Origin of the sequence: Pseudorhodoferax aquiterrae (assembly GCF_014652235.1) — a bacterium.
Lineage (GTDB): Bacteria > Pseudomonadota > Gammaproteobacteria > Burkholderiales > Burkholderiaceae_C > Pseudorhodoferax > Pseudorhodoferax aquiterrae.
In genome coordinates, this window is record NZ_BMYK01000009.1 from 211,877 (window position 1) to 224,720 (window position 12,844).

General features: G+C 71.1%; 14 protein-coding genes and 1 pseudogene. 11 read left to right on the plus strand and 4 right to left on the minus strand.

The window, feature by feature from the left end; all coding sequences use genetic code 11:
- Positions 1–8: 8 nt before the first annotated feature.
- Genes fliP through IE209_RS16625 form a run of 3 tightly spaced genes read right to left on the minus strand, consistent with a single transcriptional unit; the run spans position 9 to position 1,997 of the window.
- Positions 9–770: a flagellar type III secretion system pore protein FliP gene (gene fliP / locus IE209_RS16615; protein WP_229882894.1), complete on the minus strand. Its 762-nt coding sequence runs from the start codon at positions 768–770 to the stop codon at positions 9–11.
- Between the two features lie 17 nt (positions 771–787).
- Entirely contained in the window at positions 788–1,141 is a 354-nt protein-coding gene (locus tag IE209_RS16620; protein ID WP_189688061.1) for a FliM/FliN family flagellar motor switch protein, read from the minus strand.
- 13 nt (positions 1,142–1,154) lie between these two features.
- Positions 1,155–1,997, minus strand: a complete 843-nt coding sequence (locus tag IE209_RS16625) for a FliM/FliN family flagellar motor C-terminal domain-containing protein (protein WP_189688062.1) — start codon at positions 1,995–1,997, stop codon at positions 1,155–1,157.
- A gap of 270 nt (positions 1,998–2,267) precedes the next feature.
- On the opposite strand from IE209_RS16625, the gene IE209_RS16630 reads away from it, so the two are divergent.
- On the plus strand, positions 2,268–3,170 hold the full coding sequence (locus IE209_RS16630) for a helix-turn-helix domain-containing protein (protein WP_189688063.1): 903 nt from the start codon (positions 2,268–2,270) through the stop codon (positions 3,168–3,170).
- On the opposite strand, the gene IE209_RS16635 is transcribed toward IE209_RS16630, so the two are convergent.
- On the minus strand, positions 3,160–4,365 hold the full coding sequence (locus tag IE209_RS16635) for a hybrid sensor histidine kinase/response regulator (RefSeq protein WP_189688064.1): 1,206 nt from the start codon (positions 4,363–4,365) through the stop codon (positions 3,160–3,162). The genes IE209_RS16630 and IE209_RS16635 overlap by 11 nt on opposite strands.
- Before the next feature lie 242 nt (positions 4,366–4,607).
- Between IE209_RS16635 and fliE the strand changes: the two genes are divergently transcribed.
- The 10 genes and pseudogenes from fliE to IE209_RS16685 form a co-directional block, all read left to right on the plus strand.
- A complete protein-coding gene (gene fliE, locus IE209_RS16640) occupies positions 4,608–4,946 on the plus strand; it encodes a flagellar hook-basal body complex protein FliE (protein ID WP_189688065.1) in 339 nt (112 codons plus the stop codon).
- A 16-nt stretch (positions 4,947–4,962) separates the two neighbouring features.
- Positions 4,963–6,666, plus strand: a complete 1,704-nt coding sequence (gene fliF / locus IE209_RS16645; protein WP_373305362.1) for a flagellar basal-body MS-ring/collar protein FliF — start codon at positions 4,963–4,965, stop codon at positions 6,664–6,666.
- Positions 6,650–7,687, plus strand: coding sequence for a FliG C-terminal domain-containing protein (locus IE209_RS16650; RefSeq protein ID WP_189688066.1), 1,038 nt, complete (start codon positions 6,650–6,652; stop codon positions 7,685–7,687). Before fliF ends, IE209_RS16650 begins: the two co-directional genes overlap by 17 nt.
- Positions 7,684–8,418, plus strand: a complete 735-nt coding sequence (fliH, locus tag IE209_RS16655; RefSeq protein WP_308433187.1) for a flagellar assembly protein FliH — start codon at positions 7,684–7,686, stop codon at positions 8,416–8,418. Before IE209_RS16650 ends, fliH begins: the two co-directional genes overlap by 4 nt.
- Positions 8,415–9,728, plus strand: coding sequence for a flagellar protein export ATPase FliI (gene fliI, locus IE209_RS16660; RefSeq protein WP_189688067.1), 1,314 nt, complete (start codon positions 8,415–8,417; stop codon positions 9,726–9,728). The genes fliH and fliI overlap by 4 nt, the downstream gene beginning before the upstream one ends.
- The gene (locus IE209_RS16665; RefSeq protein WP_189688068.1) at positions 9,725–10,159 is read left to right on the plus strand and encodes a flagellar FliJ family protein; all 435 of its coding nucleotides are present in this window, start codon (positions 9,725–9,727) and stop codon (positions 10,157–10,159) included. Before fliI ends, IE209_RS16665 begins: the two co-directional genes overlap by 4 nt.
- Before the next feature lie 75 nt (positions 10,160–10,234).
- A complete protein-coding gene (gene fliD, locus IE209_RS16670; RefSeq protein ID WP_189688069.1) occupies positions 10,235–11,605 on the plus strand; it encodes a flagellar filament capping protein FliD in 1,371 nt (456 codons plus the stop codon).
- A 19-nt stretch (positions 11,606–11,624) separates the two neighbouring features.
- Complete coding sequence (gene fliS / locus IE209_RS16675) at positions 11,625–12,044, plus strand: flagellar export chaperone FliS (RefSeq protein WP_189688070.1); 420 nt, start codon at positions 11,625–11,627, stop codon at positions 12,042–12,044.
- Positions 12,037–12,354 (plus strand): hypothetical protein, encoded by a 318-nt coding sequence (locus IE209_RS16680; RefSeq protein ID WP_189688071.1) that lies wholly within the window; start codon positions 12,037–12,039, stop codon positions 12,352–12,354. The genes fliS and IE209_RS16680 overlap by 8 nt, the downstream gene beginning before the upstream one ends.
- A pseudogene (locus IE209_RS16685) lies at positions 12,351–12,844 on the plus strand (hypothetical protein); the annotation flags it as partial. The gene IE209_RS16680 and the pseudogene IE209_RS16685, both read left to right, overlap by 4 nt.

Here is a 12,844-nt window from a genome sequence, read left to right on the forward strand (position 1 = left end):
GGCCTCTCCTAGAACGCCCGCACGCTGGTCACCAGCGTGTTGACCGTCAGCGTCCAGCCGTCCACCAGCACGAACAGCAGCAGCTTGAGCGGGAGCGAGATGACCAGTGGCGACAGCATCATCATGCCCATGGCCATCAGCACCGAGGACACCACGAGGTCGATCACCATGAACGGGATGAACAGCATGCAGCCGATCTGGAACGCGGTCTTCAGTTCCGAGAGCACGAAGGCCGCCAGCTGCACCGCGAAGGCGTGCTGGCCGGGCTCGGCCACGGCCGGCTCGCGCGCCAGCTGGCTGACCTGCTGCAGCGCGGCCTTGCTGGTCTGCGCCAGCATGAAGCGCGACAGCGGCTCCTTGGCCTCCACCAGCGCCTGCTGCAGGCCGATGCGGTCCTCGTCGTAGGGCACGAAGGCACGCTCCCAGAGCTGCTCGCCGACCGGGCGCATCACGAGGATGGTCAGGATCAGCGCCACGCCGGTCACGATGCGGTTGGGCAGGCCCTGCTGCAGCCCGAGCGCCTGGCGCAGCAGCGACAGCACGATCACGAAGCGCACGAAGCTCGTGCACATGAGCACCAGCACGGGCAGCAGCCCGAGCAGGGTCATGATGACCAGCACCTGCATCTTGACCGTGTAATCGGTCTGCGCACTGCCGGTCACGGCGGACAGCAGCGGAATCTCGGCCGCGCCCGCGGCGCCGGCCAGCAGCAGCCACACTGGCGCCAGCGCCCGGTTCCGCCAGAGGCGCCACGCGCTCAGCATCTTCATGGTGTAGGCCCTGCGCTTCAGCGCGTGTCGAGCGAGAGCAGGTCCAGGTCCGACAGTTCCAGCACCTTGAGGCCGTAGTTCTCACCGGAGACCACCACCTCGGCGCGGCCGATGGCCGTGCCGTTGACCTTGATCACCAGCGGCGCGCCGGCCAGTGCGTCCAGCTCGACCACGCTGCCGTGCTCCAGCCCCATGAGCTGGTCCAGCGAGACATCGGCCGAGCCGACCTCCAGCGTCAGCGTGACGGGAATCTTGCGCAGCATCAGCGAGAGGTCGCGGCGCGGTTTGATGGGTGCGTCGGTGGCGCCCGCATCCACGGTCAGGTCGCCCAGCAGCGCGTCCACGTCGTTGGGGTCTGGCTTGTCGCTCATGGTCTTCTATCCTTCACAGATCCTGGAACGCCGTCAGCCACAGGCGCCCCTTGTGTTCGGCCACGCTGGCGCTGAACAAGGGCGAGTCCTTGACCAGCACCACCGCGGTGGGTTGCGGAATCGGCAGCACGCTGCCCGGCTGCAGGTCCAGGATGGCGCCCAGCGGCAGCCGCTGCTGCACCAGGCGCGCCGTCAGGCGCAGCTTGAGCCGCGACGACAGCGGCAGCGCCGGGGCGGCTGCGCCCTCGCGCACCAGCGTGCGGCCACGGCCCAGCCGGTCCAGCAGACGGTGCATGCAGCCATCGTCCAGACTGAAGCGCAGTTCGTGGCGCTGCCCGCTGTCGGCTTCGACGAGGGTCAGGTTCAACTGCCACAGGCCGGTCGGCAGGGCCGATTCGGAATGGAAGGGCACGGCCGGGTCGGCCGCGGCCGGCTCCGCGGCGACGCCCACGGGCGGCAGCCCGGCGTCGATGCGCCGCGCCAGCGCCAACGCCAGCTGCTGCCCGAGCCGGGTGGACAGGCGCTCCTCGCTGGCCGTCACCGCCACGGCGTCGGGTTCGACCGGCGCCGGCTCGCCGCCACCGTAGCGGTATAGCAGCAGCTTGAGCACCAGTGCGCGCGGCACCGCCAGGCCGATGCGGCCGGACGGACAGCTGTAGACGTTCCAGCGCACGGGGTCTTCGTTGTGCTGGCGCTGGCGCATGCCCGTGCCATCGACCTGCAGGCCGATGGCATAGCGCCGGTTGAGCCCCTGGCGCAACAGTTCCGACACGTCGGCACCGAAGCGTTCGGCAAACGCCCCCAGCAAATGCATGGGGCGCCCCAGCGTGCGCGGATCCAGTACGCGGTGCGGCACGGGAGGACTAGCGTCTGACATGGACATGGCTCGGGTTCCCACTGAAATCGGATGCAACCATGTGCACAATCGGCATGGCCGGAAACAAGTGCGCGTGGCCCGGGTTTGTCCTGCTGTTGCTGCAGGCGCGACAGGTTAGATGCGCTTTTCTCACATTTTTTACCACCGACTGGGAAATTGTCCACTATTTCTAATCACTTTTCGTGGCACATTAATTTAACGCGCACTTTTGCCGCCTAATCCAGAGACAAGCCCTTTCGTCGCCACACCATGCAAGTGAGCAAACCTTTGCCCGGCGTCCCCCTCGCGTCCGAAGACGACAGCACCGACGAGAGTGAGGACAGCGTGGTCGCGCGCCGGCTCCACGACTTCTTCTCCGAACAAGGCCTGCCGCGGCACAAGCATGCGTCGCAGCTGGCGCTGATCCTGGGCCTGTCGCGCTCGGGCGCCTTCCGCAAGTTCCAGGACGCCTCGTTCTCGGCCAGCGATCTGCAGACGCTGGCCCAGCACTTCCAGGTCGACATCAGCGCCCTGCTGAGCGCCGAGCCCGCCATGGCGGCGCCGCGTGTAGAGGGCGACGTGCAGGACGCGCGCGTGCTGATCGGCAGCCTGGCGCTGAGCTGCAAGGCCACGCTGGGTGCGCCCCTGCAGCCTGGCGAGCACTGCGAGCTGGTGGCCACCGAGCAAGGCGCGGAATGGCTGATCCAGCCCTATGGCGCGGCCGATCCCCACATCGCGCGCCGGCGTGTGCTGCAGCTGGTGGTCACGCCTTCGCAGCGGGCGCTGCCGCGCATCGCGGTGCTGGAGGATTCGCGCGACCTGGCCGCCAACATGAAGGACGCCTTCGAGGCCTCGGGCTACCGCGTCGAGCTGTTCGGCTCGGCCGCCGAGCTGGCGCGCCGCGCCGCCGAGGCGCCGTTCGATGGCTACCTCATGGACTGGTGGCTCAACGGCCAGACCGCCAACCAGGTGCTGCAGGCCATCCGCCGCGCCCAGCCCTCCGTGCCCATGTTGCTGACCACCGGCGCCATCGCCGCAGGCCACGCGGGCGAGGCCGACATCGTGCAGGTCGCCACCACGCTGCGCATCCCCGTCATCGAAAAGCCGTTCCGGCTGGCGCTCGTGATTTCCCAGCTGCGCCAGCTGCTGGAGCAGGCGCAGCTCAGCCGCTAGGTCCGGCCCCGTCGCCGAACAGCGCCAGGGCCGAGCGCAGGCGGCCGGCGCTGATCGGCTTGTCGAACTTGGCCGCGAACAGCGCATCGGCCGCGGCGTCGGCCTCGTGGTAGGCGGACAGCGCCACCAGCGGGGTTTCCATGTTCAGCCCACCGTGCCGGCGCGCATGCTCGGCCACGGTGTAGCCCGAGCCGTCGGGCAGGCGCAGGTCCAGCAGCACGCCGTCGTAGCGGTCCTTGTCCAGCAGCTGCCGGGCCTCGCGCACGGAGTCGGCCAGGTCGGCCTGGGCGCCCAGGGCCAGCAGCATGGCATGCAGGCTGGCGCGCACGTCGGGGTCGTCCTCCACCACCAGCACGCGCAGGTGCCGGCCGCCACCCTGGGCCACGGCGCTGGGCTTGCGCGCCTCCACTTCGGCCGGCACCCGCACCGTGAACACCGAGCCCTCGCCCGGCCGGCTCACCGCGAAGGCGCGCCCGCCGAGCAGCTCGGCCATCAGCTTGACCACCGCCAGGCCCAGCCCGCTGCCCATCTGCACATGGTCGCGGCCGCGCGTGAACGGCTCCCAGATGTTGACCGAGGTGTCGAAGCCCGGGCCCTGGTCGATCACGGCCACCGTCACCTCGCGCTGCGCCTCGCGCACCTGGATCGAGCAGACCACCTCGCCGGGACTCGCGTACTTGACGGCGTTGGACACCAGGTTGGCCACGATCTGGCGCAGCCGGGCCGGGTCGGTCACCACGCGCGGACAGGGCTGCGGATCGATCTGCACCTTGAGCACCACGCCGCGTTCGCGCGCCGCTTCGTCGAACTCGGCAGCGATCAGCTCCATCATGAGGTCGGGCTGGAACAAGGTGGGCGAGACCTTCAGCCGCCCGCCCGACAGCCGCGCGAACTCCACCGTGTCGTTCATCTGCGCTTCCAGCTGCTGCGCGCTGCGGCGCAGCCGGCGGAAGGTCTCGTCGCCGTGCGGCACCTTGCCGCCCAGTTCGATGAGTTCCACCGAACTCACGATGGTCTGCAGCGGCGTCAGCATCTCGTGGGCCATCATGCCCAGGAACTGGTTGCGCGCCGTGAGCGCCGAGCGCGCTTCCTGCAGCGCCTTGCGCGCCTCGCGCACGCGCAGCACCGCGATGCCCAGCAGCACCCCGGCCGCGAGCACCAGCAGCGCTCCCCCCATCCACTTGCTCCACTCCAAGCATCACCTCCTGTTGCGTGCGGATCCACACAAGCGCATGGCGTTCGACGCAGCCGCCATCCTATCGCTGCTTCAAGAAGTGCCGGTAAGTGTCTGAATTTCTTCACAACCGATCAGGATCCAGCAGCACTTCGAAGATTGAGGTGCGTAAAAATCACGAAATCTGCAAAATTGGACTTATGATGGTGCGAAATACTCAACACTCATCGATTGAGTCCAACGCAACGCTGAGGGAATGCGTCATGGCAAACAACATGAACAACGCAATTGCTGCGAATCTGGCACACATCAAGGCGCAGGCGGCAGACCTCCAGAACATCCTGCCGCAGGCGCCCTACGACGGCCCGGAACCGGCTGCCGCGGGCGGTTTCGCGCAGCGCATGCGCGACGCTGTGGACAGCGTGAACGCGCAGGACCATGCGGCCGGCCAGCAGATGGCCGCCGTGGACAGCGGCCAGAGCGACGACCTGGTCGGCGCCATGCTGTCCAGCCAGCAGGCCAGCCTGTCGTTCTCCATGCTCATGCAGGTGCGCAACAAGGTCGTGACCGCGGTCGAAGACCTGGTCAAGCTGCCCATCTGACCGCCGGGACCGCCACGTGATCGCTACCCTCAAGGCCGGAGTCCAGAACCTGCGCAGCGTCGGCATGCCGACCTTGCCGGCCGGGCTCTCGCGCTCGCTCGTGCCCATCCTGCTGTTGGCCGTCGGCCTGACGGCCGTGGTGATGATGCTGCTGTGGCGCGACGAGGCCGGCTACAAGCCCGTGTTCGGCGCGCGCGAGCGCATCGCCGCCTCGGACATGATGGCCGTGCTTGATGCCGAGGGCGTGCCCTACCGCCTGCATCCCGACAGCGGCCAGGTGCTGGTGCCGGGCAGCCAGCTCGGCCGCGTGCGCATGCTGCTGGCGGCCAAGGGCGTCACGGCCCAGCTGCCCGCCGGCCTGGAGCTCATGGACAAGAGCGATCCGTTGGGCGTGAGCCAGTTCGTGCAGGACGTGCGCTTCCGCCGCGGCCTGGAGGGCGAGCTGGCGCAGAGCATCCGCACGCTGGACGCCGTGGAATCGGCGCGCGTGCACCTGTCCATGCCGCGCTCGACCTCCTTCGTGCTGGGCGATGGCGAGAAGGCCTCGGCCTCGGTGGTGCTGGCGCTCAAGCCCGGCCGCAAGCTCGCGCCCGAGCAGATCGCCGCCATCGTCAACATGGTGGCTGGCAGCGTGGCCAGCCTGGACGTGCAGCGCGTGAGCCTGGTGGACCAGGCCGGCAACCTGCTGTCCGCGCGCGTGGACCTGAGCCAGGGCTTCGACGCCGTGGGCGGCGGCGACGCCGCGCGCCGCCACCAGGAAGCCACGCTGGCCAACGTGCGCGAACTGCTGGGCCCGGTGGTCGGGCTGGACAACTTCAAGGCCAGCGTGACGGCCGAGGTCAGCGAGGACCGCATCGACGAGACCGTGGAGAAGCTCGGCGACACGCCGCGCATCACCTCGGAGGCCGTGCGCGACGAGCAGGACCGCGCGCAGAGCGCACTGGGCGTGCCGGGCTCGCTGTCCAACCGCCCGCCCCCGCCTGCGAATCCGGCCCCGCCGAACCCGAACGCCCAGGCCCAGGCCAACGCGCAGAACGGCAACGACGCCACGGCACGCCGCAACGCCACCACGCGCCAGTACGCCTACGACCGCCAGATCCGCCAGATCCGCCATGCGCGCGGCCAGCTCGCGCGGCTGAACGTGGCGGTGGTGCTCAACAGCGCCGCCGCACCCGGTGGCAAGGGCTGGAGCGCCGAGGACCTCACGCGCATCGAAGGCGTGCTGCGCAACGGCCTGGGCATCAGCGCCGAGCGTGGCGACAAGCTGGCGGTGTCGGCGCTGGCCTTCACGGCACCGCCCGAGATGGCGCCGTGGTGGCAGCAGCCCGACCGCGTGGTCGACTACGCCACGCCTGGGCTGTGGCTGCTGGGCGGACTGCTCGCCTACTTCCTGCTCGCGCGGCCGCTGCTGCGCACGGTGCAGCAGCGCCTGGCGCCGCCGCAGCCGGCCACGCCGCGCCGGCGCGCCGAGGACGCCGACCAGCCGCCGCTGGCCGCACTCACCGGCCCGCAGGCCGCCCCCTCCGCCGTGGCCGCGCTGCCGCAGGCGGCCAGCACCCAGATCCCCGTGGTGCCGCTGCTGGAGGATTACGACCTGCCTCCGCCCGGCTCGCCCGTGGACGTGATGGTCAACCACCTGCGCGTGCTGGCCGCCAAGGAGCCCGAACGCGTCGCCGAAGTCGTCAAACAGTGGGTGCAAAAGCATGGCCGACCCGAATGAGTCCACCGCGCTGGCCGAAGTGCCGGCGCCCGCCCCGGCCAGCCCGATCGAGCAGGCCGCCATCGTGCTCCTGTGCATGGGCGAGGAGCCGGCCGCGGCCGTGCTGCGCCACCTCTCGCGCGAGGAACTGCTGGAGGTCACGCAAGTCATGTCGCGCCTGTCGGGCATCAAGGTCGAAGCCGTCAAGCACGCCATGACGCGCTTCTTCGACAACTACCGCGAGCAAAGCGGCGTGCACGGCGCCTCGCGCAGCTACCTCAAGCGCTCGCTCGACCTGGCGCTGGGCAGCCAGATCGCCGGCAGCGTGCTCAACAGCATCTACGGCGATGCCATCCGCCCGAAGATGCAGCGCCTGCAATGGGCCGCGCCCAAGTGGCTGGCCGAGCGCATCGCCCACGAGCATGTGCGCATGCAGGCCGTGTTCCTGTCCTTCCTGCCGCCGCCACAGGCCGGCACCGTGATCGAGAACCTGCCCGCGCAGGACCGCGACCAGCTGCTGATCGCCATGGCCCGGCTGCAGGAGATCGACAACGAGCTGCTGACCGAACTGGACGAGATCGTCAGCCGCTGCCTGGACGAGATGGGCACGCAGAGCGCGGCCGTCGAGGGCACGCGCCAGGTGGCCGAGATCCTGAACCGCCTGCCGGGCGACAAGCGCCAGATGATCGAGGCGCTGCGCGTGCACGACGCCGAGCTGGTCTCCAAGATCGAGGCCAGCATGTACGACTTCTTCATCCTGTCCAACCAGACCGAGGTGGTGCTCACACGGCTGCTGGAGGAAGTGCCGCTGGAGCAATGGGCGATCGCGCTCAAGGGTGCCGAGCCCAGCATCCGCGACGCCATCCTGCAGACCATGCCCAAGCGCCAGGCGCAGAGCTTCCAGGACATCCTGCGCCGCGCCGGCCCGGTGCCGATGTCGCGCGTGGAGCAGACGCGCAAGGAGATCATGGCCCAGGTCAAGGCCCTCGCCGATGCCGGCGAGATCGAGATCCAGCTGTTCGCCGAGGCGACCGTGGAATGACGATGTTGCGCAACGCCCGCCCCCACCGCTTCCCGCCGCTGGCCCAGGTCCAGGCGCGCAGCACCGCGCCCGACGGCAGCGATGCCAGCCAGGCCTTCCAGCAGGCCATGGACCAGGGCTATGCCGAGGGCCTGCGCAGCGGCCGCGAGGCCGGCGAGGCCCAGGGCCACAAGAGCGGCCATGCCGAAGGCCTGCGCCAGGGCTTCGAGCAGGCGCGCCGCGAGACCATGGAGGCCTTCGACGAGAAGGCCGGCCCGGTCGACGCGATCCTGGAGGCGCTCAAGAACCTGCAGGCCGAGTACCAGGAGGCGCTGCGCGACGAGGTGGTCGAGCTGGTCGGCAAGGTCGCGCGCCAGGTCATCCGCTGCGAGCTGGCGCTGCAGCCGCTGCAGCTGCTGACCATGGTGGACGAGACGCTGGCCACGCTGCCGCGCGTGCGCGCCCGCGAGGTCGAGGTCTTCCTGCACCCCGAGGATCTGCAGCGCATCACCGACCTGGACCCCGAGCGCGCCAAGAAGTGGAAGCTGCTGCCCGACACCCGGCTGGAGCCCGGCGAATGCCATGTGCGCGCCGGCCGCCACGAAGCCGATGCCGGCTGCCGCCAGCGCCAGGCCGCCGTGATGGACCAGGTGCGCGCCCAGCTCAAGGGCAAAGGCCGGCCCGAGGCCGCGCGCGCGCTGGACGACGAAGAAGAGCTGCCGGCCGCGCCGGCCCTGCAGGTGGTGCGATGACCCTGCGTGCCGCCCTGCGCGATGTGGAGCTCGGCCAGGTGCCCGTGGCGCGGCCGACCGGCCGGCTGGTCGGCGCCTCCGGGCTGCTGCTGGAAAGCGCGGGCTGCACGCTGCACACCGGCCAGCGCTGCCGCGTGGAGACCGCGGCCGGCGAATGGGTCGAGGCCCAGGTCGTGGGGTTCCGCGAGGAAATCGCCTACCTCATGCCGTTCCGCGCCATCGAGGGCCTGGCGACCGGCGCGCGCGTGCTGCCGCTGGCCGAGCGCCGGCTGCCGCTGATCGGCCCGGGCTGGCTGGGCCGCATCGTCGACGGCCTGGGCGAACCGATGGACGGGCTTGGGCCGCTGTCGGGCGAGCACCCGCTGCCGGCGCAACCGCCGCGCGTGCACCCGCTGCGCAAGCAGCCCGTGCACGAGGCGCTGGACGTGGGCGTGCGCGCCATCAACGGCCTGCTCACGCTGGGCAAGGGCCAGCGCGTGGGGCTCATGGCCGGCAGTGGCGTGGGCAAGAGCGTGCTGCTGGGCCTGATCACGCGCCAGACCGTGGCCGACGTGGTCGTCGTGGGCCTGATCGGCGAGCGCGGCCGCGAGGTGCGCGAGTTCATCGAGCGCTCGCTGGGTGCCGAGGGCCTGGCGCGCGCCGTGCTGGTCGTGGCGCCGGCCGACGAATCGCCGCTGATGCGCCTGCGCGCCACGGAGCTGGCGCACGCCATCGCCGCCCACTACCGCGACCAGGGCCAGCACGTGCTGCTGCTGGTCGACTCGCTGACGCGCTACGCCATGGCCAAGCGCGAGGTGGCGCTGGCCCTGGGCGAGCCGCCGGCCACGCGCGGCTACCCGCCTTCGGTGTTCAGCCAGCTGCCGCAGCTCGTGGAAAGCGCCGGCAACGGCGAGCGGCCCGAGGGCAGCATGAGCGCCATCTACACCGTGCTGGCCGAGGGCGACGACCAGCAGGACCCGGTGGTGGACACCGCGCGCGCCGTGCTGGACGGCCACATCGTGCTGTCGCGTGCGCTGGCCGAGCGCGGCCACTACCCCGCCATCGACATCGGCGCCTCCATCAGCCGCTGCATGAACCTGGTCGCGAGCCCGGCCCAGCAGCGCGCCGCGCTGCAGGTCAAGGAACTGCTGGGCCGCTACGCCCAGGTGCGCGAACTGCTGCCGCTGGGCGCCTACGTGGCCGGCGCCGACCCGGCGACCGACCGCGCCGTGGCCGCCTTCCCGCGCATGGAGGCCTTCCTGCAGCAGGGCACGCACGACGCCGCGCCCATGGCCGCCACGGTGGCGCAACTGGAAAGCCTGGTCCAATGAACGCGAACCACCCTGCCCCGTCCCTGAGCCGCCTGGCCGAGCTGCGCGAACGCGAGGTCGAGCGTCGCCAGACCGAGCTGGCGCAGCAGTTGGCCGACGCCGAACGGCGCCGCCGCAACCAGGAGCGGCTGGACAGCCTGTGGCGCACCAGCACCACCAGCGGCACGCTGTCGCCGCTGGCCTCGCTGAACTGCGCCAACTACAAGCAGAACGTGATGGAGCTGGCCGAACGCCACCGCGGCGACCTGTCGCGCCAGGAACAGGCCGTGGACCGGGCCCGGCTGGCGCTGCTGGCCGCCGCGCGCCGCCAAGGCGCCATCGACCAGGTGCTGGCGCAGCGCCTGCAGGAGCACGGCCGCGCGCTGCGCAGCGCCGAACAGAAGGGCCAGGACGAGATCGCCCGGCAGAGCTGGCTGCGGAGGGCGCCATGAGCCTCGCATCTGCACTTCATGCGCGGCGGGCGCCGGTCGCCTTCTCCACGGGTAACCCCCGTCAAGGAGTCTGAAATGGCCGAAATCGATCCCGCATCCATGGCCTCGCAACTGGCCAACCTGTACGTGGCCAGCGCCCAGAAGCAGCTGACCACCCAGAGCCAGAACGCCCAGAACACGTCGACCGCGCTGACCAAGCTGCAGTCGGCGCTGAGCGCCTTCGAGACCGCGCTCGGCGGCCTGGCCAGCCGCAGCACCGGCGTGCTGCAGCGCAGCGCAACGCTGAGCGGCGGCGGCACCGCCATCACGGCGGCCAGCGCCACGGCCAAGGCGGCGCCGGGCAGCCACCAGCTCTTCGTCGAGCAGGTCGCGACCGTGCACCAGGTCGCCTTCGAAGACCTGCCGGCGGTGCCCGTGGCGCTCGGCGGGCCGCTCGTCGTGCAACTGGGCGACGGCACCAACTTCTCGGTCGACCTGGCCATGGCCGACCAAAACAGCGACGGCACCATCTCGCATGCCGAGATCGCCCGCGCCATCAACCTGGCCGAGGACAACGGCGGCAAAGTGGTGGCCAGCACCGTCACCAGCGGCAGCCAGACGCACCTGGTGCTGAGCGCCGGCAGCAGCGGTGCCACCGGCGCGTTCACGCTGGACGCCAGCGGCCTGCCCGACGGCGCGCTGAAGACCGCCCTCTCCGGCGGCCGCACCCTCGCGGCGGCGCAGGATGCGGTGGTCTGGCTCGGCGCCCAGGGCACCGGTATCCGGCTGCAGCAGGCCTCCAACACCTTCACGGCCATCGAGGGCGTGACGCTCACGCTGGCCCAGCCCATGGCCAGCGGCAGCGCGCCCGCCACGCTGACCGTGGCCAACGACAACAGCGCCACCACCGAGAAGCTGCAAAGCTTCGTGACCGCCTACAACGCGCTGGAGAAGGCGCTGGACGAGCTCACCGCCTACGGAAAGGACGGCGCCGGCTCGGCCGCATTCGCCTCCGATGCCGGCGTGCGCAACCTGCGCTCGCGCCTGGCGAATGCGCTGCGCCTGGAGGTCGATGGCGTGCGGCTCACGGATTTCGGCATCAAGACCAGCCGCGACGGCAGCATCTCGCTGGACAGCGCCAAGCTGGACAAGGCCCTGGCCGCCAACCCCGACAAGCTCGACGCGCTGTTCGGCAACACCGGCCTGACCACTGCCTCGGGCGTGCTGGGCGCGCTGCAGTCGGTCAGCGACAGCTGGACCGACAGCAGCCAGGGCCAGATCAAGCGCCGCCAGGACAGCGTGCAGATCACGCAGAAGCGCATCACGCAGCGCCAGGACCGCCTGGAGCTGCAGTACGAGAACGCCTACCAGCGCTACCTGGCGCAGTTCACCCAGTTGCAGAACCTGCAGGCGCAGATGAGCGAGACCTCGAACCTGTTCAGCTCGCTGTCGACCACCACCACCTGAACCCACGCCGAGACCGACCTTGGACCACGACGCCTACCACCACTACCACGCCGTGAACCTGCACGCGCAGACGGCCAATGCCTCGCCGGTGCAACTGGTGCTGATCCTGCTGGACGGCCTGCTCGAGGAGCTGGCGCGTACGCGCGCCCACATCGCCGCGCGCCGCTACACCGAGAAGGCCCAGAGCCTGGACAAGTGCGTGGACATCCTGAACGGCCTGTCCAGCGCGCTGGACACCGATCGCGGCGGCGAGGTCGTGGGCAACCTGGCCCGGCTGTACGACTACTGCAGCTGGCGGCTGTACCGCGCCGGCAGCGACCTGGATCCGGCCATGGTCGACGAAGTCGCCGGCCTGCTGCGCACGCTGCGCGCCGGCTGGCAGGACGTGCAGGCGCAGGACCTGCGCCGCACCAGCACCGCGGGAGCCGCCCATGTCTAGGCAACAGCAGCTGGCCCAGCTGGCCGCCCAGGTGCTGGGCGCGGCCCGCGCACAGGATTGGCAGGCTGTGCAGCAGGCCGACCGCACGCTCGCGCGCGAGCTGCCGCAGCTGGCCGCGCTGGGCCCCTGGAGCGGAACCGAACTCGAGGCGCTGGAGCGGCTCGGCACGGCCCACGCCATGGCGCGCGGCCTGTGCCGCGAGGCCAGCGACGCGCTGGAGCAGCAGATCGCCCAGCTGCGCGAGGGCCGCGACGGCTGGCTCGCCTACGCGCTGAACGACAGCGCATCCCCGTTCGAGGCCCGCCCATGAACACCCTGCCTCTGCAAGCACTGCAAGCCTTGCTGCCGCAGGCGGGCGCCCAGCCCGCGGCGGTGCTGCCGGCTGCGCTGCTGGGCGTGCTCGCGCCCGTCGCCCCCCTGGGCACGGCCGCCGCCGCCCCCGCGGCAGCCCAGCCCCGCAGTTTCGACCGCACGCTGCAACTGCTGCTGGACGGCAGCGCTGCGCTGCCGACGCCCGGCGCCGCCACCCCCGCCCTGGCCACCCCGGTGCCGCACGCGACCGACGCCGACGCCGACACCGACACCGACAGCGACACCCGCGCTGCCGCTGCCGGCACCGCGCTGCCGTTCGATCCGGCACTGGCCAGCCTGCAGCCGCCCCCCGCCATCGCCGTGCCGCTGCCAGCCGCCTCCGGCACGCCGGCCCAGGCACCGGCGCGCCCGGCCGCCGCCGTCACCGTCGCCGTGCAGGCCGCCACCGGCGCGGCGCCGGCCCTGCCTGCCGGCCTCGCTGCGCCGGC